Origin of the sequence: unidentified bacterial endosymbiont, assembly GCF_918797525.1 — a bacterium.
Taxonomy (GTDB): domain Bacteria; phylum Pseudomonadota; class Gammaproteobacteria; order Enterobacterales; family Enterobacteriaceae; genus Enterobacter.
The window spans coordinates 2,644,409-2,670,539 of sequence record NZ_OU963893.1; the positions used below are offsets into that span (position 1 = coordinate 2,644,409).

At 50.0% G+C, this 26,131-nt stretch carries 28 protein-coding genes and 2 pseudogenes; 13 read left to right on the plus strand and 17 right to left on the minus strand.

The genetic code is table 11. The features are described from left to right. Nucleotides 1-55 precede the first annotated feature (55 nt). From pspF to NL510_RS12550, 5 genes and pseudogenes are all read left to right on the plus strand, one after another. Entirely contained in the window at nt 56-1,033 is a 978-nt protein-coding gene (gene pspF, locus NL510_RS12530) for a phage shock protein operon transcriptional activator (protein WP_253377189.1), read from the plus strand. A 232-nt stretch (nt 1,034-1,265) separates the two neighbouring features. Then, a pseudogene (locus NL510_RS12535) lies at nt 1,266-1,495 on the plus strand (hypothetical protein); the annotation flags it as partial. 5 nt (nt 1,496-1,500) lie between these two features. Next, nucleotides 1,501-3,141 (plus strand): ABC transporter substrate-binding protein SapA, encoded by a 1,641-nt coding sequence (gene sapA / locus NL510_RS12540; RefSeq protein WP_253377191.1) that lies wholly within the window; start codon nt 1,501-1,503, stop codon nt 3,139-3,141. Further along, a complete protein-coding gene (gene sapB, locus NL510_RS12545; RefSeq protein WP_253377193.1) occupies nt 3,138-4,103 on the plus strand; it encodes a putrescine export ABC transporter permease SapB in 966 nt (321 codons plus the stop codon). Before sapA ends, sapB begins: the two co-directional genes overlap by 4 nt. 201 nt (nt 4,104-4,304) lie before the next feature. After that, nucleotides 4,305-4,979, plus strand: a complete 675-nt coding sequence (locus NL510_RS12550; RefSeq protein ID WP_196372409.1) for an SOS response-associated peptidase — start codon at nt 4,305-4,307, stop codon at nt 4,977-4,979. Nucleotides 4,980-5,029: 50 nt separating this feature from the next. Here NL510_RS12550 and cspF read toward each other — a convergent pair whose 3' ends face one another. Beyond that, nucleotides 5,030-5,242: a cold shock-like protein CspF gene (gene cspF / locus NL510_RS12555; protein WP_072058474.1), complete on the minus strand. Its 213-nt coding sequence runs from the start codon at nt 5,240-5,242 to the stop codon at nt 5,030-5,032. A gap of 283 nt (nt 5,243-5,525) precedes the next feature. On the opposite strand from cspF, the gene NL510_RS12560 reads away from it, so the two are divergent. Continuing rightward, the gene (locus NL510_RS12560; RefSeq protein WP_047352218.1) at nt 5,526-5,744 is read left to right on the plus strand and encodes a cold shock domain-containing protein; all 219 of its coding nucleotides are present in this window, start codon (nt 5,526-5,528) and stop codon (nt 5,742-5,744) included. A 245-nt stretch (nt 5,745-5,989) separates the two neighbouring features. Here NL510_RS12560 and NL510_RS22890 read toward each other — a convergent pair whose 3' ends face one another. After that, on the minus strand, nt 5,990-6,268 hold the full coding sequence (locus tag NL510_RS22890) for a YnfU family zinc-binding protein (protein ID WP_309487068.1): 279 nt from the start codon (nt 6,266-6,268) through the stop codon (nt 5,990-5,992). 35 nt (nt 6,269-6,303) lie between these two features. On the opposite strand from NL510_RS22890, the gene NL510_RS12570 reads away from it, so the two are divergent. From NL510_RS12570 to NL510_RS22895, 3 genes are all read left to right on the plus strand, one after another. Further along, nucleotides 6,304-6,531, plus strand: a complete 228-nt coding sequence (locus NL510_RS12570) for a hypothetical protein (RefSeq protein WP_071993718.1) — start codon at nt 6,304-6,306, stop codon at nt 6,529-6,531. A 193-nt stretch (nt 6,532-6,724) separates the two neighbouring features. Beyond that, nucleotides 6,725-7,075, plus strand: a complete 351-nt coding sequence (locus NL510_RS12575; protein ID WP_118282397.1) for a hypothetical protein — start codon at nt 6,725-6,727, stop codon at nt 7,073-7,075. A gap of 358 nt (nt 7,076-7,433) precedes the next feature. Continuing rightward, nucleotides 7,434-7,529, plus strand: a complete 96-nt coding sequence (locus tag NL510_RS22895) for a YnaM/YnfT family protein (protein WP_366518962.1) — start codon at nt 7,434-7,436, stop codon at nt 7,527-7,529. A 13-nt stretch (nt 7,530-7,542) separates the two neighbouring features. On the opposite strand, the gene NL510_RS12580 is transcribed toward NL510_RS22895, so the two are convergent. Next, entirely contained in the window at nt 7,543-8,109 is a 567-nt protein-coding gene (locus tag NL510_RS12580; protein ID WP_020689228.1) for a recombinase family protein, read from the minus strand. Nucleotides 8,110-8,335: 226 nt separating this feature from the next. Between NL510_RS12580 and NL510_RS12585 the strand changes: the two genes are divergently transcribed. After that, nucleotides 8,336-9,025, plus strand: a complete 690-nt coding sequence (locus NL510_RS12585) for a tail fiber domain-containing protein (protein WP_148790983.1) — start codon at nt 8,336-8,338, stop codon at nt 9,023-9,025. A 128-nt stretch (nt 9,026-9,153) separates the two neighbouring features. On the opposite strand, the gene arsC is transcribed toward NL510_RS12585, so the two are convergent. The 3 genes from arsC to NL510_RS12600 are packed head-to-tail and all read right to left on the minus strand — an operon-like array spanning nt 9,154 to nt 11,244. Beyond that, nucleotides 9,154-9,579 (minus strand): glutaredoxin-dependent arsenate reductase, encoded by a 426-nt coding sequence (gene arsC / locus NL510_RS12590; protein WP_196372410.1) that lies wholly within the window; start codon nt 9,577-9,579, stop codon nt 9,154-9,156. Between the two features lie 12 nt (nt 9,580-9,591). Next, on the minus strand, nt 9,592-10,881 hold the full coding sequence (locus tag NL510_RS12595; protein ID WP_024193425.1) for an arsenic transporter: 1,290 nt from the start codon (nt 10,879-10,881) through the stop codon (nt 9,592-9,594). A gap of 42 nt (nt 10,882-10,923) precedes the next feature. Next, entirely contained in the window at nt 10,924-11,244 is a 321-nt protein-coding gene (locus tag NL510_RS12600; RefSeq protein ID WP_001618779.1) for a transcriptional regulator, read from the minus strand. Between the two features lie 85 nt (nt 11,245-11,329). Here NL510_RS12600 and arsH point away from each other — a divergent pair, with 85 nt between their 5' ends. Then, on the plus strand, nt 11,330-12,028 hold the full coding sequence (arsH, locus tag NL510_RS12605; protein WP_001618780.1) for an arsenical resistance protein ArsH: 699 nt from the start codon (nt 11,330-11,332) through the stop codon (nt 12,026-12,028). A 117-nt stretch (nt 12,029-12,145) separates the two neighbouring features. Here the strand turns inward: arsH and NL510_RS12610 are convergent, their stop codons facing one another. Then, entirely contained in the window at nt 12,146-13,294 is a 1,149-nt protein-coding gene (locus NL510_RS12610; protein ID WP_230863176.1) for a pyocin knob domain-containing S74 family peptidase, read from the minus strand. Between the two features lie 126 nt (nt 13,295-13,420). On the opposite strand from NL510_RS12610, the gene NL510_RS12615 reads away from it, so the two are divergent. Continuing rightward, on the plus strand, nt 13,421-13,783 hold the full coding sequence (locus tag NL510_RS12615; RefSeq protein WP_043951644.1) for a hypothetical protein: 363 nt from the start codon (nt 13,421-13,423) through the stop codon (nt 13,781-13,783). On the opposite strand, the gene NL510_RS12620 is transcribed toward NL510_RS12615, so the two are convergent. The 7 genes from NL510_RS12620 to NL510_RS12650 all read right to left on the minus strand — a co-directional run bounded on the left by NL510_RS12620 (nt 13,748) and on the right by NL510_RS12650 (nt 21,516). After that, nucleotides 13,748-14,389: a DUF8377 family phage-derived protein gene (locus tag NL510_RS12620; protein WP_014832152.1), complete on the minus strand. Its 642-nt coding sequence runs from the start codon at nt 14,387-14,389 to the stop codon at nt 13,748-13,750. The genes NL510_RS12615 and NL510_RS12620 overlap by 36 nt on opposite strands. Before the next feature lie 293 nt (nt 14,390-14,682). Beyond that, nucleotides 14,683-18,219 (minus strand): TipJ family phage tail tip protein, encoded by a 3,537-nt coding sequence (locus tag NL510_RS12625; RefSeq protein WP_196372411.1) that lies wholly within the window; start codon nt 18,217-18,219, stop codon nt 14,683-14,685. 53 nt (nt 18,220-18,272) lie between these two features. Beyond that, the gene (locus NL510_RS12630) at nt 18,273-18,974 is read right to left on the minus strand and encodes a YnfC family lipoprotein (RefSeq protein ID WP_436299134.1); all 702 of its coding nucleotides are present in this window, start codon (nt 18,972-18,974) and stop codon (nt 18,273-18,275) included. A gap of 68 nt (nt 18,975-19,042) precedes the next feature. Next, nucleotides 19,043-19,672 carry a tail assembly protein gene (locus tag NL510_RS12635; RefSeq protein WP_196372413.1) on the minus strand — a complete coding sequence of 210 codons (630 nt, stop codon included), beginning with the start codon at nt 19,670-19,672 and terminating at the stop codon, nt 19,043-19,045. Nucleotides 19,673-19,704: 32 nt separating this feature from the next. Next, nucleotides 19,705-20,415 (minus strand): C40 family peptidase, encoded by a 711-nt coding sequence (locus NL510_RS12640; RefSeq protein ID WP_196372414.1) that lies wholly within the window; start codon nt 20,413-20,415, stop codon nt 19,705-19,707. 1 nt (nt 20,416) lies between these two features. Next, nucleotides 20,417-21,172: a phage minor tail protein L gene (locus tag NL510_RS12645; RefSeq protein ID WP_196372415.1), complete on the minus strand. Its 756-nt coding sequence runs from the start codon at nt 21,170-21,172 to the stop codon at nt 20,417-20,419. Continuing rightward, nucleotides 21,169-21,516, minus strand: a complete 348-nt coding sequence (locus NL510_RS12650; RefSeq protein ID WP_196372416.1) for a phage tail protein — start codon at nt 21,514-21,516, stop codon at nt 21,169-21,171. Before NL510_RS12650 ends, NL510_RS12645 begins: the two co-directional genes overlap by 4 nt. Before the next feature lie 697 nt (nt 21,517-22,213). Between NL510_RS12650 and NL510_RS12655 the strand changes: the two genes are divergently transcribed. Then, on the plus strand, nt 22,214-22,465 hold the full coding sequence (locus tag NL510_RS12655) for a hypothetical protein (RefSeq protein WP_194516221.1): 252 nt from the start codon (nt 22,214-22,216) through the stop codon (nt 22,463-22,465). Nucleotides 22,466-22,537: 72 nt separating this feature from the next. Here the strand turns inward: NL510_RS12655 and NL510_RS12660 are convergent, their stop codons facing one another. From NL510_RS12660 to NL510_RS12670, 3 genes and pseudogenes are all read right to left on the minus strand, one after another. Next, entirely contained in the window at nt 22,538-25,465 is a 2,928-nt protein-coding gene (locus NL510_RS12660; RefSeq protein WP_196372417.1) for a phage tail tape measure protein, read from the minus strand. Beyond that, entirely contained in the window at nt 25,462-25,797 is a 336-nt protein-coding gene (locus NL510_RS12665) for a DUF1799 domain-containing protein (RefSeq protein ID WP_253384886.1), read from the minus strand. The genes NL510_RS12660 and NL510_RS12665 overlap by 4 nt, the downstream gene beginning before the upstream one ends. Beyond that, nucleotides 25,780-26,085, minus strand: a pseudogene (locus NL510_RS12670) (phage tail assembly chaperone); the annotation flags it as partial. The pseudogene NL510_RS12670 and the gene NL510_RS12665, both read right to left, overlap by 18 nt. Nucleotides 26,086-26,131: the final 46 nt, after the last annotated feature.

Genomic DNA, 26,131 nt, shown 5'->3' on the forward strand with positions numbered 1-26,131 from the left:
CACCACATATCTATTCTTACCTGGTGAATATCGCTAAGGAGTGGTTAATTTAATCATGACGGGATACAAAGACAATTTACTTGGCGAAGCGAATAGCTTTCTGGAAGTGCTTGAACAGGTTTCTCGCCTCGCCCCGCTCGATAAACCGGTACTGATCATCGGCGAACGCGGTACGGGTAAGGAACTTATTGCCAACCGTCTGCACTACCTTTCCGGACGCTGGGACGGCCCGTTTATTTCGCTCAACTGCGCGGCGTTGAACGAAAACCTGCTCGACACCGAACTATTTGGTCATGAAGCTGGCGCCTTTACCGGGGCGCATAAACGTCACCCGGGTCGTTTCGAGCGTGCTGACGGTGGAACCCTGTTTCTGGATGAGCTGGCCACTGCCCCGATGCTGGTGCAGGAAAAGCTACTACGGGTGATCGAGTATGGCGAGCTGGAACGCGTCGGCGGCAACCAGCCTTTACAGGTTAACGTTCGTCTGGTCTGCGCCACCAATGCCAACCTGCCGGAGAGGGTAGCGGAAGACAGATTTCGTGCAGACCTGCTCGACCGTCTGGCCTTTGATGTCGTGCAGTTGCCGTCGCTTCGTGAGCGGCGCAGCGATATCATGTTGCTGGCAAACCAGTTTGCCATACAGATGTGCCGTGAACTTGGCCTGCCGTTGTTTCCCGGGTTTAGCGATTTCGCTCAGGAAACACTGCTTGCCTATTCGTGGCCGGGTAATATTCGTGAACTGAAAAACGTCGTCGAGCGTTCAGTTTATCGTCACGGCAGCAGTGAAACGCCGTTAGACAATATTATTGTCGATCCCTTTCAGCGTCATCCGCAGCGGGCCGCGCCGTTGCCAGCACCGAACGAGACGCCTTCTCTTCCCCTCGATCTGCGTCAGTTCCAGCACGATCAGGAGCATACCTTGCTTGAGAAGAGCCTGGCGCAGGCGAAATATAACCAGAAGCGCGCGGCTGAACTGCTGGGGCTGACCTACCATCAGTTAAGGGCATTGCTCAAAAAGCATCAAATGCGCTGACATTATTAGCACGTACCCGCAGAGATTTTTACGAAGCCATTAAGTTCAGGTACTGGGTTATGATGCCAAAGCGCAGTAGCGACAATAACAATATCTTCCTTAGATGCATTTTCCAATCCAGCATTACACATGCGGTAGAAAGCAGCATTTCGCGCCACGAGAGCCTGGATATTGCGCTGATCAACACAGGTCCTTACGCTGTGCGTAATAGTATCGTTCAGGCCTTTTGTTTCTGTCTACCGGAGCGAATCCTTCGTTTATAGCGAGTCAGATGGGGCATGAAAATGCTAAGATAGTTTATAAGGTATATTCAAAGTGGTTGCAGAAAGGAACGTGGATCAGGTCGTGATGCGAAATGACCTATTGCAGACGTTACTGCCCCAATATGCCCTCAGGCTTAAACGGCGCTGGATAATGTCGTTTAAAATTAGTAAGATAGCCACTTCATATACATTACCTTAAACACTATGCGTCTGGTTTTATCATCCCTTTTAGCACTCGGTTTGTTCAGCAGCATGGTCTTTGCCGCGCCCGGGCAAACTGCGCTCCCTGATATTCGCGATAGCGGCTTCGTCTATTGTGTCAGCGGCCAGGTCGACACATTTAACCCGCAAAAAGCCGGTAGCGGGCTGATAGTTGATACACTCGCCGCCCAGCTTTATGACCGTCTGCTTGATGTCGACCCCTATACCTATCGCCTGGTCCCTGAGCTGGCAGAAAGCTGGGAAGTGCTGGATAACGGCGCAACCTACCGCTTCCGCCTTCGCGATGATGTCGCATTCCAGCATACTCCGTGGTTTACCCCGACGCGTAAACTGAACGCCGATGACGTGGTCTTTACCTTCCAGCGCATCTTTAACCGCAACCACCCGTGGCATAACGTCAACGGGAGCAATTTCCCGTATTTCGACAGTCTGCAGTTTGCCGACACCGTCAAAAGCGTGCGTAAGCTCGATAGCAGAACGGTTGAGTTTAGTCTGGCGCGCCCGGACGCCTCTTTCCTCTGGCATCTTGCAACACACTACGCATCGGTAATGTCTGCGGAATATGCGGCTCAGTTAACCCAACAGGACCATCAGGAGCGGCTCGACCGCCAGCCTGTCGGTACCGGGCCGTTCCAGTTGGCCGAATACCGCTCCGGGCAATATATTCGCCTGCAGCGTCACGAGCACTTCTGGCGCGGAAGGCCGCTCATGCCGCAGGTGGTGGTTGACCTCGGTTCCGGTGGAACGGGACGGCTGTCTAAACTGCTAACGGGCGAATGCGATGTGCTCGCCTGGCCTGCGGCAAGCCAGCTCAGCATTCTGCGTGACGACCCGCGCCTGCGCCTGACGCTTCGCCCCGGTATGAACATCGCTTATCTGGCGTTTAATACCGATAAGCCGCCGTTGAATAACCCCGCGGTGCGCCATGCTCTGGCGTTGGCGATCAACAACCAGCGCCTGATGCAGTCGATCTATTACGGTACGGCTGAAACCGCCGCCTCGATTTTGCCGCGTGCCTCCTGGGCGTATGACGGTGAAGCTAAAATTACCGAATATAACCCGGCGAAAGCGCGCGAGCAGCTAAAAGCCCTGGGCGTTGAAAACCTGACGCTGCAGCTCTGGGTGCCGACCAGCTCTCAGGCGTGGAACCCCAGTCCGTTGAAAACCGCCGAGCTGTTACAGGCGGATATGGCACAGGTGGGCGTCAACGTGATCATTGTACCGGTTGAGGGCCGTTTCCAGGAGGCGCGACTGATGGATATGAATCATGATTTAACCCTGGCAGGCTGGGCAACCGACAGTAATGATCCGGACAGTTTTTTCCGTCCGCTACTCAGCTGCGCGGCTATAAACTCACAAACCAACTATGCCCACTGGTGTAACCATGAGTTTGACGCCGTGCTGCAACGCGCGCTCGCGTCTCAACAGCTTGCCTCGCGCATAGATGCCTATGATGAAGCGCAAAATATTCTCGCCCGGGAACTGCCGGTGCTGCCGCTGGCCTCTTCCCTGCGCCTTCAGGCCTATCGTTATGATATTAAAGGGCTGGTACTAAGCCCGTTTGGTAACGCCTCCTTCGCGGGCGTCTCGCGAGAAACAGAATCCGGGGTGAAAAAACCATGATTATTTTTACCTTGCGTCGCATTCTGCTCCTGCTGGTGACGCTCTTTTTCCTGGCCTTTGTCAGCTTTAGCCTGAGCTACTTTACTCCGCACGCTCCGCTGCTGGGGTCTTCACTGTGGGATGCCTGGCGTTTCTGGTTTATCGGTCTGCTGCACTGGGATTTCGGCGTGTCCAGCATTAACGGACAATTGATTTCGGAACAGTTGAAAGAGGTCTTCCCGGCGACAATGGAGCTGTGCATTCTGGCCTTTGGATTTGCCCTGCTGGTAGGGATCCCGGTCGGCATGCTGGCGGGAATTTATCGCAACAAATGGCAGGATAAACTGATCAGCGCCCTCGCCCTGCTCGGTTTCTCAATCCCGGTGTTTTGGCTGGCGCTGCTGCTGACGTTGTTCTTCTCGCTGACGCTCGGCTGGCTGCCTGTTTCCGGACGTTTCGACCTGCTCTACGCGGTGAAAACGGTCAGCGGATTTGCCATTATTGACGCATGGCTTTCGGATTCCGTCTGGCGCCACGAGATGATTGTCAGCGCCTTGCGGCATATGGTTTTACCCGTGCTGACGCTGGCGGTTGCCCCCACCACTGAAGTCATTCGCCTGATGCGGATCAGCACTATTGATGTCTTTGAACAGAACTACGTCAAGGCGGCTGCCACGCGCGGATTGTCTCGCCTTACCATTTTACGTCGTCATGTGCTGCACAATGCGCTGCCACCGGTTATTCCGCGTCTTGGCCTGCAGTTTTCCACCATGCTAACGCTGGCGATGATCACCGAGATGGTCTTTAGCTGGCCCGGTTTGGGACGCTGGATGATTAACGCCATTCGCCAACAGGATTATGCGGCTATTTCCGCCGGCGTAATGGTGATTGGTTCACTGGTCATTGCTGTTAACGTTCTTTCCGATATTTTGGGTGCTATGGCTAACCCGTTGAAGCATAAGGAATGGTATGCCTTACGATAGTGGCTATAGGACTGCATGTATTTTCATTTAAAATCAATGCGATAGTTAATAAATCCGCTATCGATTTTGAGTTTTAATACGCAAATTTGTACACATTGTTTTTTTGCTCCAACAGTCTCAATCGAAACATGGGCTGTTGGAGCTACGATTCCGCCCCTCTTCGTTTCTTCTATACTTTCAGTTTGACGACTGGAGGTAATCATGTGCGGACGTTTTGCACAAGCTCAAACCCGTGAAGAGTATCTGGCTTACCTGTCCGACAGAGCTGATCGTGACATTGCCTATGACCCTGAACCTATTGGTCGGTACAACGTGGCTCCCGGTACTAAAGTCCTGCTGTTGAGCGAACGAGACGAGCAGTTGCACCTCGATCCTGTTTTCTGGGGTTACGCGCCCGGGTGGTGGGATAAACCGCCACTGATTAATGCGCGTGTCGAAACCGCGGCAACCAGCAGGATGTTTAAGCCCCTCTGGCAGCATGGCCGTGCGATCTGCTTCGCCGATGGATGGTTCGAATGGAAAAAGGAAGGTGACAAGAAACAGCCCTACTTTATTCACCGGGCAGATGGCCAGCCCATTTTCATGGCGGCGATCGGCAGTACACCATTCGAGCGCGGCGATGATGCAGAAGGCTTTCTGATAGTAACGTCTGCAGCTGACAAAGGACTGGTCGACATTCACGACCGACGGCCACTGGTTCTGTCGCCGGAAGCGGCCCGGGAATGGACGCGCCAGGATATAGGCAGGAAAGAAGCGGAAGAGATTGCATCTGACGGCTCTGTGCCAGCTGAGATGTTTACCTGGCATGCAGTGACCCGTGAAGTGGGAAATGTAAAAAATCAGGGGAGAAAATTGATAGAACAAATAGATATATGATCTGATGTACTTTTGATGTGCACTTATATCTGATCCAGCATTATCTTATTTTAAGAAAGAAATATATTTGCAGCCATAGGACCACTAAGCCCATTTATACGATAGAATTCAACGCGAACACCAGGCTTTAACGTTTGGCTTTCGCTATTGCTTAATGCGGAAACATGTAAAAAAACATCTTTTCTGCCATCTGATGGGATGATTAACCCCTTTCCACTCTTGAAGTCAAAACTTTTGACGATTCCTGTCATTTTACGAGACAACTATTTTCCTATTTATAATAAAGATTTGACTATACAGGACCAGTTAGAAATAGCTATTCTTATTTTAACGGCCTTCTGGAAGGCTAAAATAAAATTTGCTTATTCATTCAACACGTGCCTTAATGGTTTGGCTGATTCGTTGAGATGATGAATCTAAATTTTCAAAAGCTACCCTCATAACCAGGTGTTATCTCTGATATCACCTCCTCTTGAGTCTATACGTGTACCATCATATATTTCTTTTCATGAGCTTGTTAGTTTGAAATTTTCAAACAGAGGTTATATGTCATCTAAAATAATCGGTCTTGTTAAGTGGTTTAACGACGATAAGGGATTTGGCTTTATCTCCCCACTCGATGGAAGTAAAGACGTTCTTGTTCACACTTCTTCTCTGCAGGGAGAAAAATTTAATACTCTCTTTGAAGGACAAAAAGTCAAATTCGCTATCATAGCTGGCACTAAAGGGCCAACCGCTGCCAATGTAACGCTCTGCGATAGATGATTTTTAAATGGATTACTTAAGCCAGCATGATTTTATCAGAGGCCAATGATTAGTCGGTACGCACATCATTACAACAGGCCAGCATATTTACTTACCATGAAGTTTGCTGACCGATGTGATGAAATGCAGGTCTGCTGCATGAACAGTCTAAAAGCAGAAGCTAACTGCTTATAAAACATTAAAGTGCGTAAGAGGTTAGGCAGCCTCCAAAAGCATCACTTCTTATTTATTGTATTACTGTTTTTTTAGAATCGCTGAGAAGATTTGAACAAAGCGCTGCAGTATGGGCACAACAACTGAGCCCCCTTTTGTACACGATTGTAACTATGTTCGGAATCTTTTGAGCAGATTGGACAAGGGCATTTTACTAAATAATTTCGGCGGGATTGAGTGTTTTTACGTGCAGTCATAGACTTCTCCAGTTCAAATGGACCGCTACAGTACACGTAAAGGCGGCATAATGCTTGTTTTAATTTCGAGAGAGGTGACATAACGTGAATAAGCCAAACCCTTTCGAACAGCATCGAATCTCAAAAAGCTCTCAAATACAGTTGGATATATGAAAAAAGTAATCATTTTCTTTAATGGTAAACCAAGTAAAGTTATCACTGTACTAAAAGGCGTGACGTCAATACGCGAAGAATATCCTAATGGAGAAGAGGTAAACCTTCAGATCATGTCAGCCGGTTTTCCCTCTTTAACAGGTGACCATGAAGTTGTCTATGTTGCATCAGATCGAGAACTTACTTCTCAGGAAATACTAGATGCAGCCCAGAAGTATCTTTAATATCCCAGATACACAGGCAATACCAGTGTAAAAATCATAATTACAATAGCATTGTTCATTATTACCGCCTGCTAAACGCAGGCTTTTTTTTAAGATTGCATACGATAGAATCCGTTAAATCAAAAAAACAAGTAATATTGTATATTTAACCAACACACCGCTTCATTCGGCTAATCATGCACACGAGACCCTTATGCAAATCATAAGTTACAAGGTATTAATAATTATTGAAACGAATGAGTTTGATCAAAAACCCCCTGTTCTAATTTTAAAATTCTTACATGACCGCGAATACTCAGATAAGTCTGAAAGAGGAGTTAAATTTCCAGTAAACACATACATTGGGTTGGAAAACCAAGCAGTCTTAGAGTGGGAGTCTGAAAAAGATGGTGCAGACAAGTTAAAACAAAGACTTTATGGTAAACTTAATAGAATCAGGAAATTAGAGAAAAAACCCACTACGGTTTTTTTAATGATTTCCCCTAAAGAAAAGACGCTTTCCTTTGTATCCAGATTCAAAGAGAAAAAATCACATCTACAGTGATTTAGCATAAAAAAACAGACAAGATATTGAATATGTGATGTTTTTATAGCTTATGTATTTGTCATAACTTTCTCTTGCTTCTAATTATATCTTTATGTCAATCTCTTGATAAGAGCAGCCTGCCAGTATACTTAAACTCGTTCGCAAGAATAGTTTTTTAGCGTTCATTCAGTCACTTCGCAGATGATTGGTTCTGATTTATCACATTAGGGTTACCAACCATAACTCGCATTGCATTCGATGGATTTCGGAACTGAATCCCCTTCCATCTCCTTTCCGTCACATTTTTTAATGTTCGGAACGTTCGAAGATTCCTGCTGTCCAAAATATACTCTAATCAGAAAAGGTACTCATGGAAATGCTTATCACCTTTACTATCGTAGCTTTAGCTCTGGCTTTAATGACATTCAGTTTGGTAAAAATAGGAATCAGTGTATCTAACAATCCTGATTAACTGTAATATGTAGTCAAGTCTCAGTAACAGCCTTATTCACTGGGAATTTCTTATAAAGAGTGCATAATGCTACATCATAAATGATCGCCACCTTCTTTCTGTCGACGCCTTTCTCAATCAGTCGCCCTGCCTGTGCCCATTGCTCTTCTGTCAGCTTCGGGCGCCTGCCACCAATTCGCCCTTTCTCACGAGCTGCGGCTAACCCAGCGCGGGTGCGCTCCACAATTAACTCCCTCTCCATCTCGGCCAGAGCTGACATGATATGAAAGATAAACCGCCCCATTGGGCTGGAAGTGTCGATGCTGTCCGTAAGACTTTTGAAGTGGATGCCACGCTGCCGTAGTTCGTCGACCAGCAATACCAGGTTCCTCATGCTTCGCCCAAGGCGATCAAGCTTCCACACAACCAGCGTATCTCCCTCTTTCAGCGTCTTAAGAAGCTTTTTCAGCGCTGGCCTGTTAGCCACTGTTCCGCTCATTTTTTCTTCGAAAATTTGTTCACATCCTGCGCGTTCGAGCGCTTGCCGCTGAAGATCCGTATTTTGGTCATTTGTTGACACCCTTACATAGCCAATTTGCATATTTTTCACCCAATTATTTCTGCAAAAAAATCAGGTGAAGTTATCGGCCAGGCCGCTCAAGAGCAATCTATAAAACGTCGGTTTAGGAGACAGCGTCACAGCCAACTTCGGAAGCCTCGAAATTGGAGCGAAAAATGCCTCTTCTGCAAGCTTCGTTGATTTCCATTTTCTTGGCACTAATGACTATGACGCGCGCATCCTGTGTGGTGGTAATTCGAATGGAGGGATGGGGAAAGGTGATTTCACTTTCTATGCTGGAAAATACACTTTTATCGGTGACAGTTTTGAGTTTCGAAATCCTATCACCTGCCAGAACAGCATAACTGCTTCAGGGAGCATTAGCGCAGGCGGCTCACTAAGAGCCGTAACGTCATCAAACGTATGGGCCTCCAGCGATACACAGAACGCTCACGTGTGGTTTTACGGTGCGGGAGGTATTGAATCACGAGGGGTAATCTATGCGCCCAGGGAAGGTACCATCCGGCTCAGGCCTGATAATAATGATAATGGTGGAGCAAATGGCTATAGCTTCTCTTTCGGAGCTGATGGCAGGTTTACCTGTATTTCTGTGAACCAGACTTCGGATGAGCGAGTGAAGTTCGACAAAGAGCCCGTCAGTAACGCTCTGGAGAAGATTTGTTCCCTGACGGGTTATACATTCGGCATCCAACTGACTGAATCGGAATCGGTGCACAGCGCAGGCATCATAGCTCAGGATTTGGAAAAAGTGTTGCCCGTTGCTGTAAGTTCTGGCGGGACCGGCACTACACCGACCGGAGAAGAGATTAACGATCTAAAAACCGTGGACTACAGTGCGATGAGCGCCTTGTATGTTGAGGCCATGAAGGAGCTGGCCAACCGGGTAAAAAGTATAGAGAGTGAGTTTGCCGAACTCAAAGCCCGATCCGCGATATAGTGTATTAGCTCAGACTTGACCTGACAGATTTATCTGGCAGCACACTATCAAATCTGACAGTCTGTTTTGAGCGAAAAGCAGACGCCCGCATAGCTTACACAGGCGTCCGATATTTTGAAGTGGGTAGATTAATTAACCCTCTTCCCCGTTTCGTCAATGACCTTCTCGCCATCCTCTTTGGTAAACGCTCCTTTCTGGCCTTCCGGTAGAATATTGAGCACTATTTCTGAAGGACGGCAAAGACGAGTGCCAAGCGGCGTAACTACAATCGGCCGATTAATCAGGATCGGATGTTGAAGCATGAAATCAATCAACTGCTCATCACTAAATTTCTCTTCACCAAGACCCAGATGTTCATAAGGCTCAACATTCTTACGCAGTAATGCACGCACCGTAATTTCCATATCTGAAATAAGTTTAATCAGCTCATCACGGGTCGGGGGAGTATCGAGATAATAAATTATTGTCGGTTCGTTGCCGCTGTTGCGGATCATCTCCAGTGTGTTGCGTGAGGTGCCACAGGCCGGGTTGTGATAGATGGTTATGTTGCTCATATCAGTTTCTCATTACAAAGTGACAGAGAGTCGCCACGCCAGCGCGGCTAGTGTGACAAACAGCACCGGTACAGTCATGACAACGCCGGTACGGAAGTAATATCCCCAGGTGATAGTAATATTTTTCTGGGCAAGCACATGCAGCCACAGCAGTGTTGCCAGACTGCCAATCGGGGTGATTTTCGGGCCTAAATCGCAGCCAATCACATTGGCATAAATCATTGCCTCTTTGACGACGCCGGTCGCCGTAGTCCCGTCAATCGACAGCGCGCCAATCAGTACCGTCGGCATATTGTTCATCACCGATGAGAGAAATGCCGTCAGGAAGCCAGTGCCGAACGTCGCTGCCCATAACCCCTTGTCTGCCAGCAGATTCAGAATGCCAGACAGGTACTCCGTGAGCCCTGCATTGCGCAGGCCATAGACCACGAGGTACATGCCCAGCGAGAAAATAACTATCTGCCATGGCGCACCGCGCAGGACTTTCCCGGTGTTGATGGAATGGCCTCTTTTCGCCACCACAAACAGCACTGCTGCGCCAGCCGCCGCTATCGCACTGACCGGGATCCCCTGCGGCTCCAGAACAAAGAAACCCACAAGCAGCAATAACAGGACAATCCAGCCCGCCCTGAAGGTTGCCGGATCCTTGATCGCACTTACAGGCGTCTTCAGCAGCGAAACGTCATACGTTGCCGGAATATCCCTGCGGAAGAAGAGATGCAGCATGATCAGCGTGGCCGCAATCGCTGCCGCATCCACGGGGATCATAACGGAGGCGTACTGCGTAAAGCCCAGACCGAAGAAGTCCGCCGAGACGATATTAACCAGGTTAGAAACAATGAGCGGCAGGCTGGCCGTATCTGCAATAAACCCTGCAGCCATGACAAAGGCCAGTGTCGTGCCCTGGCTGAACCCCAGTGCGAGCAGCATCGCAATCACAATCGGCGTCAGGATCAGCGCGGCACCGTCATTGGCAAACAACGCAGCAACAGCGGCACCGAGCAAGACTATCCAGGTGAAAAGCAGGCGGCCACGTCCGTTACCCCAGCGGGAGACGTGCAGTGCGGCCCATTCAAAGAAGCCGGACTCATCGAGCAGCAGGCTGATGATGATGACCGCAATAAATGCCGCTGTCGCGTTCCAGACGATATTCCAGACAACGGGAATATCAGCGATATGGATGACACCGGTTCCAAGCGCCAGCACTGCCCCGATACTCGCGCTCCAGCCAATACTCAGGCCTCTGGGTTGCCAGATCACCAGTACCAGCGTCAGTAAAAATATACTCCCTGCCAAAAGCATCTCAGACCCCATATATATGATTATGTAAATATGTTTACTGTCTCAGCAGGAGGTACAGGCTGATTTGTTCAGCCATTCACGTACATCCTCGCGCAGACACTGCCAGGTCGTCGTGATTGTCTCTGCTGCCCACGCCGGTATATGGGGTGACAGACGATAGTGGATCCATTTGCCTTCCCGACGGTCAAGAACCAGTTCAGCCTCGCGAAGGATAGCCATATGTCGCGAAATTTTGGGCTGTGATTGGGAGGTGGTCGCGCAGATATCGCAGACGCATAGTTCACCGGATTCCCGGAGAAGCATGACGATGGCGAGCCGTGTTTCATCCGACAGGATTTTGAAAAGCTGAACAGGTTGTAGCATTTATCACTCCATTCCCTTTAGAATATACATATGGTAAACCATATGTATTGACTTTGAAATCATCTGTTCTCTCTGGAGGAGAAAAATGGAACAATTTCCTGCCCTGAACACCGAATGCTTTGATCTACACATCGCTGAACGCCTGCACCTGCAGGAGCCGCCACGGATTCTAATCCTGTATGGCTCAGTAAGAGAGCGTTCGTACAGCCGCTTTGCCGCGGAAGAAGCTGGTCGCCTGCTGACGGCGATGGGCGCGGAGGTAAAACTCTTTAACCCCTCCGGTTTACCCCTGCCGGATGATGCTCCGGACACGCATCCTAAAGTCACCGAGCTACGCGGTCTGGTCAGATGGTGTGACGGGATGGTGTGGAGTTCTCCGGAACGGCACGGGGCTATGAGCGCAGTTATGAAGGCACAGATCGACTGGATACCCTTAAGTGAAGGTGCGGTTCGCCCTTCGCAGGGCAAAACTCTTGCGGTAATGCAGGTATGTGGCGGCTCGCAGTCTTTTAATGCCGTGAACCAGATGCGTATTCTTGGACGCTGGATGAGGATGTTCACTATCCCTAATCAGTCATCAGTAGCCAAAGCCTGGCAGGAATTCGATGAGAACGGGCGAATGAAACCTTCGTCCTGGTATGACCGTATCGTCGATGTCGCTGAGGAACTGTTTAAAATTACGCTGTTGCTCAAGGGGCAAGCCGGTTACCTTGCCGATCGCTACAGTGAACGAAAAGAGAGCCATCAAGAGCTTTCATCCCGCGTCAATCAGGACAAAATTTAACGTCCTTTCTTATTGAGCACAAAAACGTCCGCTTTTGGCACAGAGCGGACTGTCAGCTTAGGTTAAGCCCTGTGCAGCAACAGTACCAGATCAAGTTCGTACTAATACAGATACAGCTTACTGAACTGAAACCTTAGTGGCGCCCTGTTCTTCCAATACCCTGACACGGATTGTCAGGGCCTTGATTGCAGCCAGCGCATCGAGCAACATTGGCGTCTGATCAAGATGCAGTATGCCGCCTATTTCTTTAACGTATTCGGGATCAATCGTTTCAATCTGCTGGGATATCACCCCGCGTCGTGGGGTCTGCGTTTCATCATCCTTAAAAGTGAAGTGCTTGAACTCCATCCGGCAGATGTTCAGCAGCGCCTCTTCCAGATCGAGGTCATCGCCGATGTTTTTCATAGCTCTGTCAGATATCGCTGAAGTCGTGATCTCCTTCCAGGGACTCCATACATCGGTGTTATACCCCCTGAAAAAAAATCTACCCGCATCGGTTTTGCTGGCGTATGGCAAGCAAAATTGTGTCATGGCAACACCAGCAATACGGACGTAATTTTGGACATAACCATACCAACTTGATATCGGCCCAGAGGTAGATTTAGCCATGTCTATGAGCAAACGAAAGGTTCCTGGCTCTGTCAGACTGTCGAAGTTTGTTCCATCAGGGGCAACAGCCGTGTCTGTTTTAAAGGCTCTGGCATCACCAGTTGGCAATCCAAAAGCCCCTACCTGTAAGACGTTCCCTGAGCTCATTCCGACGTCCTTTGTTGCTGATGTTCCTAAACCGAGGTTTGTGCGAACATCTGCAGCGTTCGTTGCACCAGTCCCGCCCTGGTCAATCGGGAGAGCACCGTTGGTCCCTTTCTGTGCCAGCTTACCGATGCCGGGGATAGTCACGGGGGTGCCATTGATGGTAACTGTGATGCTCTGGTTTGCTGAGGTGGTGGCGAACGTCTCCCACGCGCCAATGTTCTCGTCGTACTCTTTGATGAGCTGCGACATGGCCTGTGCCAGGCCGTCGACTGAGATAATGTCCGACACAAGAATTCCATACTTCTGACCGCTCAGCGCCGGGGAAGCAGCTGGCGTAACTGTCATTGACGTGGCGCTGTTAACGGATGAAATCTGGAACAGCTGCACCGGGTTAGACATCACGATAATCGTCTGGCCAGCGCGAACCTGGCTGGCGGGTGCAGTCCAGTTTGTGCCGGTGCCGGTTGCGGTATTTCCGTTAATGGCGATGGTGCCGGTGTTATAAAGCATGAACTACCTCACGATAATAACGATCGTTTGAAACGATCAATAATGTAAAATTGATCGTTTATAGCAATCTGACTATTTTTTTAACTTAAATAAAATGGATATTCCCGCTCTTACAGGAATGTAGAAATGAAACGATTATTTGCTGCAGCTCTTTTGCTGCTGGCTGGCTGTGCCGATAAACACACAGATTATACATTTAAAATGGATTATCCTGTGGAGGCTGCGCGTCTTTCTCTCGGTGGCGATATTCATGTAAGTATCGACTGTGCCACGAGGGAAATGAAGGTTATTTCAGACAGCAGCAATGGAATATTCAGCCGCCATGTTAATAAACGTCTGAGTAATATTTGCTATAAAAAAACCGATAAACTCGATGTCATTTATCGCTTCAATGCTGCGAAGGGAGTCAGGCAAGATATGATTGCCACGCAATATCCACGTGTCCCGCCTGTTTCAAATACCGACAAACTGAGCGACAGGGATTCTTAATCCTCGCCCCTGCATCGTCTGGCTCCAGCTGCGCTGATTTTTAGAAATATACCTCCCCTGCAGCTGTGAGCCCGTCCACTTCAGCACTATCCCTGAATAACCGACCACCTCCCCGTCATCGCTGAGATTTCCAGGGCAGTTGTTTACCAGAATCCACGGGTTAAAACTGAGGCTCACCGATAGTGTGTTGTTCTGCAGGTCATAGTTCGTCGGCACATCAAAGAACCCGACAACGCGGGGCATTTTTGAGGCTGAAGCCGCGCTCCAGATGAGATATCCGGCACTGTCGAAGACATCCAGATACCCGCTTTGTATTCCAATGTTACGCGCAGTGCGGATCATGCTCCCCGCATTATCTTCAAGCAGGTCTGCACCAGGCATCCCGTATCTGTTTGCGCCAAGCTGCAGCCACCTTAATCTCCCGTCATTCCAGAATGACTGCGGAGTGAATCCCAGGGTACTGCCATTCCCAAATGGGCTGTCTATCTGGTAAAAACCTTTGTTGTTCACTGCGCCGAGCATACGCTGATCATAAAAAAGGGTGGACCTGTTTTGCGAGTCCACCAGTAATTTTCCATCGCTGTTGTAAACTTCGAATCCGCTCATTGAAAGTTATACACCTCCACATTGAGAGTGATCGCAGGACTACCGGTAGACGGCAAATAGTAAGCAGTAAAGCCGCCATTATATGCGCGGCAGTGATATTCATTGACCGTGACACCAGTCGATACAATTGAAATAAATGAACCATCCTGGGTTATCCCGGCGAAGGAAACATTTTTCGACGTTTCCCCCCGCAGCGAATGTTACCGAGGTGCTTCCGATATATCGGATGGCATAATCACTTAAATCAACCGCTATCCGCCCTGCACTGTCCCAGCATTGCAACCCCTGTGGCATTACCATAACCCCATTCTGACACGCAGCACATTATTGCTGTCATAGATACGAATGAGAGTGCTGGTTATCAGCATCCTCCCGCCCCCGGCCACGCCGTTAATTTCGAACGTCCCTCCCTTATCAAGCTTCCAGCCTGCAGAACCAGCCACATAGTTATTCGACTGGATATAGTTGCCGATTTTGGCGTTCTCAATGGTGCCGTCCTGGATGAAGCTGGCCCGGATGAATGTCTGCCCGTTCTGGATCACGAACGGCAAAGCCACGCTATTTCCGGCTGCCGTGGTGACGGCGAAGCGGTCAGCCAGGAAGATAACCTGCGACTGCATGCCGGATGGCGTATTCTCCACGCCGATACCCATCCCCGCGGCGTAATACTGCCCGTTGCTGGAGACACCAACCTTGATGTTGTACATCGCGCTGAGGTCGCCATTAACGTTGGCTATCGCCTGAGCGTTAGTGGTGATGGCGGAGGTATGCCCGTTCACGGTCGCCGTAATGCCGTTTATCTGCGTGGCCGTAGCCTGCTGATAGTCGGAGAACGTCTGATTCAGGCTGTTGATGGATGCCTTGTTGCCGTTAACGTCCGTCTGCAGGCTCAGCAGCGAGCGCGCCGTTGCCTCCCTGTCGTTGACAATCACTTCATCAATGCGGTCCAGATTCGCGCTGTTGCCGGCGACCGATGCAGAAAGGGTTTTACGCGTGGCCACCCGAGCGAGGTTGGCCTGGATTATCGCAATTGCAGAGTTCTTCACCCCGCCCGTCATGCCGTCCATAGACACGCTGATGCTGTCGATTCGCTGGCCCAGCGCGGTATCAGCCGTCGCCACGGTCTGCTCAAGCTCTAAAAGAGAGGACGACACATCACCGACTGTGCTCGAAAGCTCATTAACGCTGGTCTGAACCTGCCCGATTTCCTGCGCGTTTTTGGCGATTTCCTGCGCCTGCAGCTCAAGTTCATCGTTGGCCTGTTTGATGTCGTCAGCCATACCAGCAATTTTTTCGTTGGTATCAACGGCATTCTCGATCAGGTCCTTGAAGGTATCCGAGTCTTTAATTTCCTCCAGGATCACATCGGTGATGTCGGACACGTCGATGCTGGCCTGACCGCGCACCCATTCTGTGTAACCTGATTCGTTGCCGCTGCGGTCCACCAGTTGCGCCCGATACCAGAAAATCTGCCCAGCCTTAAGGCCCATCTGCTGATATTTGCGCTGTGGGTAAGGTACATCGGCCAGCAGCATCGCATCGTCTTCGGTACCGGTCAGGCTGTAATGAATTTCCGTCTTCAGCGTGTCGTCGGTATTCGCCGGGAATCCCCAGTTCAGCTCGATACCGAACACCACATTTTCAGAAGCGATGAAGCCAACCGGCTTCGGTGGATTGCCCACTTTACCGGTCAGCGTTTTCTCTTCTGAATAGCCCCATCCGGACGAGATTTCTGCGGCATTGATTGCGCGTACGCGCACCAGGTAGCGCCCGGCATAAATCCCGGGGACGTCGAATGACGTGGTGGAGCTGCGCGGCACGTTAACCCAGTTCCCGTCGTTTCGGCGCCATTGCGCTTCATAGGCGATAGCGTTCAGCGCCTGGTCCCAGCTCACGCGCATCGTTTCGACGCTGATATTTTGCTGCACCACAGAAAACGAGCTGATCAAGATGTTCGCAGGCGGCGACTGGTTGCCCGGCGGGATCACGCTCACCGGCCGCTGGTCAATGATTGCTCCGGTATCAATGCGATCGAATTTATCCGGATCGTGATTTGCACCGACGATTCTGAACGTGCCGTCGTTATTATCAGTTACCGTAATAACGCGATACTGCTGTGCGTAGAGCTCATCAGACTCAATGACCCATACGGCCTCAGCCACAGGCGTTTCACTGTAAGCGGTCGTAACGGTCACTTTATTGCCCGTTATCGACTGAATGGTGCGTGACTGTGAAACACCCGATGGAAGATTGACAATCATCCTGTCGGCTGCCGAAGCATCCGGCGCCCTGTCCAGCGTCAGCACGCGACCATTCACCGCAGAGATACGGCCGCCCAGGTCGCGCCCGGAGAGATTTCTGTCCGCTACAGCGATTACATAACCAGGCTGCGGAATGTTGCCATCTTCCCCTACATTGAAAGTAACAACGCGATCTTTGTTGTTGGTGAGGATCCCCCATCGCCCTTTGCGATTCGCTTCTGACTGACGGGTACAGCCGATCGCAGTTATCTCAAGTTGATTAAACCCATAACGCGCAACCAGCGCCTGCTCAAAAACAGGCTCCATCGCATCAGAATAAGCGTTATCAGGATCAGACCAGGACACCAGCGCATTGGTGTAACGGTTCTTTGTGGTGCTGCTGGAATAGGTAAAGCGCCCATCAATAACGTTCGCATGCGTGTATGTAAAATCTACATCTCTCGGCATGTCCGCCAGCGCCACAATCTGGTCGTCGCCCCAGTAGGTCATCCCACGGAATATGGCAGCAAAATCACGCAGGACCGTATAAGCGTCGTTGCGTTCCTGAATGTAGACGTTGCAGGTATAACGTGGTTCGGTACCACTTCCGCCTTTGCCATCCGGTACCATTTGATCGCAATACTGCGCAACCTGGTAGAGCGTCCATTTATCTATGTTGGCCGTTGTAAGACGATCCCCAAGTCCGAAACGGTCGCTAACCACCAGGTCGTAGAAAATCCATGCAGGGTTATCGGTCCAGGCCCATTTAAATGTCCCAGCCCACGTACCGCTATAAGTGCGGGTTTCGGGGTCGTAAGTATCCGGTACGCGGATAACGCGGCCGCGGGGCTCGCAGGCGATCTGCGGGATAGAGCCGTTAAACTGGCTGGAATCGAATTCGATATAAAGCAGCGCTGTGTTTGGATAGCGTAATTTGGCGTCAATTACCTCGGTGAAGCTCTGCAGCATCATCGTGTCGCCGATTTTCGCGCTGTTGGCATCAGACGTAATCTTACGGAGTCGGATTGTCCAGGTGCTGCCAGCCTGAGGTAAATCAATACGGTGGCTGCGCTCGTAACCTGACGTCGTTTTGCCTGTCACGCTGGTATTGAGTACTGTCTGCCATGTGCCGCCGTCCGTCTGCAGGTCAATCGCATAATTAACCGAGTAACCGACCAGATCGCCGTCGTCCTCCTGCTTGAAAAGCGAAGGCCATTTCAGGCGCAGGCGAACAGCTGAAAGCTGCGTATTGGTAAACGTGCGCGTCCATGCTGTAGCGCTCGATACCTCAGTTCCCACATTGATTTCGTTTTCGGTACCGGGTATGCCCTGAATATATTTTTGCGCCTGAGTTCCCGCGCGAAATTCCCACGTAACGCCGCTGAAGTTTTGAGAGCCGTCAGCATTCTCCAGAGCCGTTCCGTCAAGGTAGATATCTTTCGCCGTCAGCTGCCCTGCAAATTCCCCCTCTCCTAGTGCAACGAGGATTTTTGCCTTTGCTACAGATTGCAGATCATCAGGCTGTTCGGTAGGGGTTCGGGAACTTGAGCTGCCGCCCTTGCGGCCTTTAATAGCGGTTGCTAAAGCCATATTGCGCCCATAAAAAAAGCCACCCAGAGGTGGCTTATTGTAATGTGTTTAATCTAGTAGAATTCAACTTTCGTATTCGCTGCCATTAATACTGGCTTCGGCACAGGATTCCCTGCGCTCTGCATTGTTACTTTACATATTTCAGGAACAAGCTTTTCGCTATAATGACAAGTATTCGTTGCTGTATAACCTTCCGAGTAAACTGATGTGTTTATAATTTTATAATCAAGAGGCTTCCTGTCTTTATCAACATAAGATATTTCGTTTTTAGATAGGATCTTTCCAGAACCATAAAACTCAGAACGTATCAAATTAGAATCATCATCATAAAAATGCTCAGATATTTTCTTACCCAAAAAATAGGTGTCTTTAATTAAACCATTCGAGTAAAGATCATATCGCAACTCGTCACCATTTTCATTTTTACTCAAAATATTACATTTTTCATCGATCTGTATAGAGAAAGGCTTACCATCTCTCTGACCAACAAGACTTCCGTTGCTATTTTTTAAATTGGTTTTATGACTAGAAGAAACGTTATCAAGATCTAAGCTTTCAACACACCCATTCTTATCCAGTCTGATGGCAATTTTATAAGTGACTTTCCCATTTTCTTCAATATCAGTATCTAAGGATTTGACAGCTCCTTTAACTGGATTGAAATCAAATATAGTAGATAAATTATAGAGGAGAGGTATGTAATGGTTCTCAGCCAAAGCCATGCCTGAAAATAAGGAAGTACAAAGGAAAAGAATAGATGTTTTTTTTCATTTAGAATCTAAGCTCAAGTCACCCCATATTAAGTATGCCCATTACAGCATGCTTACTGCTGATCTTCAACATAGATACCGGCGGAGATGATCGCGCCACCTATACGGCGCCGGCCGTACAAGAGTGGCACCGGGTTGCCCTGGGCTGTCGTGTTTGTTACTCCACCAAAGGCGTAGCTGGCTTGGTTATCCGCAGATTGCTTACTGGCGAGCCCGGTTGTCTGTGGAGAAAGCATCTGGACTACGCCGCCGATCGCCATTGATGCCCCAATCCCCGCCACAGCGCCCCATCCACCAGCGAAAGCGGTACCACCAATCCCGATCGCGGCCCCTCCCGTAACGAACGCAGCAACAGCGACAAGGGCAGCCCCGAGGATTGTCTGAAACACCCCGGCTCGCTTACTGCCGATGATCACCGGCGCGATGCGGATTTCCTCTGTGCTCCTGTCCATACTGAGCTCATCGTTTAAGAGGTTACGCTTACCGCTGAAAACAGCGTAGGTTAGGCCGCGCTGCTTGCTGGTATTCAAAAAACGCTCAAAGCCTGGCACGATAACGCACAATGCGCGGATGGCCTCTTTTGGTGAGGCTACTGATAAACGATATTCACGCCCGAAGGTGGCGCCTAGCACGCCGTACAATCGAATTGTGCGGACCGGCTCAACATTGAGTAATGCAGCCATTTTTCCCCCATAAAAACTGTCACAGGCGGTTCTCAGAAACAGTCTTTAAAGCGCAGTATTTTCATTGTGCGCTCACGCCAGTAACCGCCATAAGGTACGCGCTGGCTCAGATGCCCATAAAGGTGATGCAGTAGCATGTTGCCTTCCAGCAGAATCCCCGCATGATTCCACTTATCAGCCTGAACCTGCATGATCACCAAATCGCCAGGTTTTGGCGGCCCGTCGAATTCACGGAATCCGCACTCATACCAGCAATCCTGATAGAAGTTGTCCGGGTAGTCGTTTTCCCACCAGGGATAATCGACCCGGTAATCGTGAAGCTCTATCCCGTGCGTTTGCCGGTAATAGCTCATCACCAGACCCCAGCAGTCGAAGTGACCAAGCACAAACGGGCGCTCCAGAAGCGGCAGTTCTCCACGCGGCTGGATGGTTCGTAAATCCCCCTCCGGCCAGCTCACGATATGCCAGGGTAAAAGGGTTGCATCGCATTGCGCTTTATCCAGCTCGCTCGGTTGCGTCGTGGCATCCGGGTGACTGTGAGCGATGGCGATCACCTTCCCCCAGTCTTCTGCAGCTGCATAGTCTTCGGTGCAAAGTACAAAATTGTCCTCCGGCGCAGCGGCAAGATTCCGGCACGGGAAATAACGTTCAACACGGCTTTTCTGCGCCACCACGCCGCAACACTCGCGAGGATACTCAGCTGCAGCATGAGCCATAATCGCATCGATGGTTTTCTGACGCATATCAACTCCTGATCAAAGACGTGCCAGGGAACCCACCGAACGGCAGTTCGTTGCCGTCTCCATGCCGGAGCTTACAGGCCGTGAGCGTGCCGTTGCATTCGTCCAGAGAGGGGTCACTCACCGGGTTGTTGTTTTTATCGAAATAGCGGGTTCCGGCATAGTCGCAGCCGTCGCCGGTACGATATTTATTCCGGATACACCAGGTACACAGAGAATGAAGTTGACGTGTAGGGATCATCTTTCCCTGTAACGACATCGGGCTATCGAGTACGAATTCGATACTTTCGCCCGGAATTTCGCTGCTTTTGCTATCAATGTAAAAAACTCGTTTTCTGACCTGTTGCGGATCAGCTGTTGCGTTACCTGCAGGGAAGTTTTTCGCATCGAGATAGTGCGAATAGGTGTCATGGATAGTGACTTTCGCCTGTAGCATATCGTCATAGGCAAGGCACAGCGCTGTAATCTTGCTATCGATATCTGCAACCGTGAGCGTTGGCTGGGCACTGTTGCCGTCTGTGGAGGCTTCTAGCCCTTCAATTTGATACGGCCAGGCGGCATATTCTTCCCCCTGCCACCAGATGCTTTTCGCCTTCAGCTTTGACTCATCACCACCAGCGGCGGCGATTTCTTCTTCCGTGTGCGGGAGGTTGTACGCGTGAAATCGCAGTACATCATCCACGCCGAACTTAGAGCCATCAACTTCGATAAGCCGGACTTTGTTTCCGGGCTCAAGGCTTTGATAGTCTGCTGTGATCATGGTGCGTACGCCTGTTTGAATGTTGCGGAAATGGTTATGACTTTGCTGGATAAGGGCTGTGACTTGATTGATTCGGCCTCGATACGATACAGCCCTGTTTCGCCAACTGGAGATGTCCAGATGAATGATTTGGTGACGTGAGAACGAAAGAACTTCAAGGCCTGAAGCATGTCCGCTTTTTTCCCCGTGAGTGTTACAGGCCAAGACTGCTTTTCAGGATTAATGCCTTCCCCGGCGATCTGCTCATAGCCGTCGCCAAAGGTTGCAGAGCGGGTTTTAAGGCTGAACGACCCTTCCATTCCCGTCTGTATCTGTGTTCGCCAGGTGAATGTTTCGATTGCCATGTTTCCTCCGGGCATAAAAAAACCCGCCGAAGCGGGTCAATTGCTTATCAAAAATGATGTGGTCTTAATGGGAATAACGTTGAAGTGCTGTCTGGCCATAAAATCAATAAGGTAACATCGCGCGGATTTCAATGTGCCATTCGTTGACAGCGGGGATATCCCTTAAGAGCCAGAATCCTACGACAATTAAAAAGAAGCTCGCTCCAAACTCAAAGATAATGCTGAACCAGTATTCAAAGGGCCTGGCATCCTTGTGAATGTACTCCTTTCGACTCGTTCCTTTGAATGTTTTGGTATAGATTCCCTTCCGCAGGTAGCCGAAAGATTGAGCCAATGTTATAGGACCAATTAAAAAAACAAGCACATACGGTAAACCAATATGAAAATCCCATCGCCCTTCATCCATTCATTGCATTAACACTATTATCGCATAGAAAAAATGCTATATACCTCCGATTGAAGGGTTAGTTATCACAAAGAACAATAGTGGGATTCGTTTAATATTAATCTATTAAAATGTTGTCGACGAACCGCGCGTTTTTGTGATTATATAATGGAACTCAAAAAAGCCGAAGCGGTCACACCTTCACATATCTGGCTAAATGCGGGTTATGAAAAGAAATCTGTCTCAGGCAGTTAAAAACACCCCACCATAAATTTAGGTTAGAGCAACCCTACATTCGCGATTGAAGTTCCTATGAACAAGCTGACGACACTATATATTAAAGCTCGGGCCGGGCTGTCTCCATATGAAAAGACACCTGAAGCATCATTGATTAAAATGGCTAAGAAATGTGGCCGCAATGAGATAGCCGCCATTAACATCAGGCTCAAACAGTTCCGCTCTGAACTTGCGGTGGTTGAAGAGTGGGACGGTGATGAGCAGGATTTGATATGGGCTGCAATTGACGAGCACTGTAAGTTATTACAACTGATCACCGACAAATAGCCCACCTGTGTGGGCTGTTAGTAGTGCTAATCGTTAGAGCCCTGGAACGGTGTTTCGAAGGATTGATTAAGCTCATCGCGTTCCTTTTATTGCATTCCATAAAGGCGTCCCCGGCCGCTGTGCCTGCTCAGATATTACATTAACTATTGCCGGCTTGAGCTGTTTGATGATATCCACATTATTTGCTGGAGCCGTTCTTGTCGTTGATTGCTCACGTCCCTGAATCACAATACCACCAACATTTACATTTATAGCGGAACTACCTCCCTGCATCCCAAACATCGGAGCAGTGCCAACATAACCGCCGTTGGCATACCCTTGAGCGCTCCGCATAAGCGTGTAGAGATTACCGACACCCAGCGCACTGGTAGCCTTCTTGGTGAATACGAATTCTCCGCCATGAACCACACCTTTTGGCTGATATTTTCCTCCATCCCCGGTATAGCCAACAGCGCCGCCATTAGCGTACTCAGGAATAAAGCCGCCAGACCATGCCTGTATTCCAAAGAAATTACCTATTGCCGTTCCACCAAAGGCTGACTTCATTCCATTAACCAGAGCCAGTTGGGTCAGCATCTGGGCGATGCCCTTGAGGAAGGTAGACAGGAAATCTGAGAAGTTAGATTTACCTGTTGTGAAGAAATCAGTCAGGGTGCTGGCCATACCAGCGAATGCATTGCTGGTAACCGTCTGCACCTGGGAGTACACATCGGTCGCGCTATCTTCGAAATCAGCCCAGCCCTTTTTCGCGCCAGTCAGCCAGTCTCCACGTAACCTGTCCTCTGCCTCATAGTAATCATTCGCCGCTTTGAGCTGCTTCTGATAACCCTCGTCGTCAAGCGAACCGCCAGCATTCTTCCAGCCAGCGGCAAGCTGACTCTTTGCCAGCTCACGTTGTGCCTGACGGTCACTCATCCCTGCACCGTTCACTAATGCAGCCTGCTTCTCTGCCATCTGCGTGACGTATTTCTGCGAGGTATCCATTCGCTTGTTCAGCTGTTCCTGTGCGGTAATCTGATCACCTAACAGGGCTTTCTGCCGTGCCAACTGAAGCACCTGGTCTTTACTCGCCAGCAGGGATTGTTCCTGCTTTGTCAGTGAACGTGAACGCGAGGCCTCCTCCAGCACCTGAAATTTCGCTTCAGTCGTCCACAGATCTTTGCGCTGCTGGCTGATAGTGTCGTTCAGCCCTTTATGCTGCTGCAGCGCGCGTAACTGTGCCTGAAGCGCCAGCAATTCGGCCTGGGCAGCATCCGTGCTGCGATCTCCAGCCGATAAAGTGCCCTGCTTTCCGGTTTTGGTCTTTTTGCCAAAAGCAGCGACTCCTTCCCGATCCTTCTGGGTGGTTGCGGTACTTATCTTTCTGGTCGTATCGAGGTATTTACCTGCACTGATATCAGCCGCATCCCAGTCTTTTTTCAGCTGAGAAACGCTGTCACCATATGCGCCGGCCATTTGTTCGTTGTAGTCCTGCCATCCCTGCAAAGTATCTGTTTTCGCCCAGTCGGGAACGAGATTAATCGCGGCAGCGATAGAGGAAGAAATAATCTGGTTCAGCTTCTGGAAAACGATCGCAACGCTGTAATAAATTGCGTTGAATTCCTTCAGTGTGTTTGATGCCAGTTCAGCTACCCATTGACCGATACTCTGCATGGCCTCAGACGCCCAGCCCTTGATATCCAGCCACAGGCGACCAAACGGCGTCAGCGAGTCGTAAGCCTGCTCCCCACGTTTTGCCATCGTATCGCCAAACAGGTCCATAGCCTGCGTAACGGCCGCGGTCTGGTCCTTTTGCTTGATCAGATCGTCAACATGCTTAAGTTGTGAAACGGTCAGGAAATTATATTGTTCGTTGAGACTCTGCAGCGCTTTAACAGGGTCTTTTTCGATGTCCTTATAGGCTTTGGCGATGTCCTGCGCCGAAACTATACCGGTTTGAACCGCCAGCGCCGTGGAGCCCGCTGCTTTTTCAAGTTGCTGCTGTGTCAGCGATCCCATGCCAACCAGCTCAGTCATCAGACTCCGAACGGTTCCTACATTAGCGCCAGTAGAGGCAGCAATAGACTGGGAGGAAGCCATGATCTGAAGCGCTGACGTGCCAGCAATGTTGCCAGTTCTGATAATGGCCTTGTTGATTTCGTCGTAGGCGGTGAAGTAGTCCGAACCCGCTTTGGCCGCAATCAGTACAGCACCGGCCAGGCCGCCAATTGCCACTCGTGCAGGGGTCACCATCGACAACATCGCTTTCAGCGCATTGCCTACACCGCCAAACGAGTCACGGAGCTGACCGCCCTGCTGAATAGCAACCATATAAACCGGCATACCGGAAGCCAGTGAAGTCACAATGTCGGTCATTTGCATCGGGAGATAACGGATCGCGTTGCGGTATTGCCCCGCGCTGATAGCCCCAGACTTCCACGCTTCCTCCTGCTCTTTCAGCTTTGCGATCATTGGTGCAGCACGATCGGATACGCCGAGCTGGGCAGCTTTTAGCTCTAACAGTTCTGCGCGTGTTTTTCCGATTGCTGTAACCTGCTCCTCCAGCGAATCGATAAAGGTTTTACCCGCTGCAGCTGCACGCTGCGCTGCCTGAGCCTGCTCAATGCGAGCCCGCCCCTCTGCGGTTTCAGACTCCATTACCTGTGCCAGTTTTGCACGAGTAGTCTCAAGCACGCTGTTGTAACGAGTAAAATCCTCGTCTCCCACCAGCCCTTTACCGCGAAATTTCGCCAGGCTCTCCTGGATAGTGTCCAGTTCATCCAGCGCCTTGTTTACCGGGCTGATTTTATTCAGCAGGTTCTGCAGTTCCTGACGCTGCTGCTTCAGGCTTTCGCTGTTTTTCTTCTGGTTATCGATACCGGTGCGGAACGTGCTGTTCAGGTCATCCGCTTTACCTGCCGCGGCGGACGCGGTCTCCTGAAAGCGATCCAGTGCCTGGTTACCACGCTCCAGCTCACTGGTATTTACGCGCAGGGAAATCGTGGCGATATCGTTACTCATTCCGCCCTCTCTTTATGCATAACTTTTAGTGCGGCGCTCTCCATGATTCGGATGTCCGAAAGCGCGGTTGCCTCGTCCTCGACGTGGTGCAGACGCATTACCCAGGGCAGCACGTTATAATCAAGCCCTGATGCGCCTCCCATGCCCGTGCGCCACTGCGTACTAACAGCCTGAAACACCAGGAATGACGGCCAAACATCTGGCCAGACGTCGATGTATTGATCGTCGTAGTCATCCGGCGTAAGCCCGTAAGGCGCCAGGTCTGCCGCTGTGGGTTCAGGCGTATAGAATGCAGAGGCAACCGCTATCAGTTTTTTTTCGCGCTGCCCCATCAGCTCGCGGTAGTAGGTTTCCGGAATGGCCTTCATTGCCGCTGGATAGTTTTCCAGCAGTACCGACAGATTCTCCGCGTTGAACGCATCGGGAAGTGCCCAACCAGAAATGATTTCCATTAGAAAATCAGTGGCGGTTTTGCCTTCGAGTCTTTCCAGGTCAGCCAGTTCTTTAAGCGGCTTGTGATTAAACGTGAACGTCAGCACGCCATCCTCATCCCCGGCACGGGGAATCGAGACATTGGCCTTAAAAGTAGGTTTGGGCTGAAGAGTGAATTTGGTCGCCATTGATACCTCTTACGAAAAAAATGCCTCCGCAAAGGGAGGCAAAGAT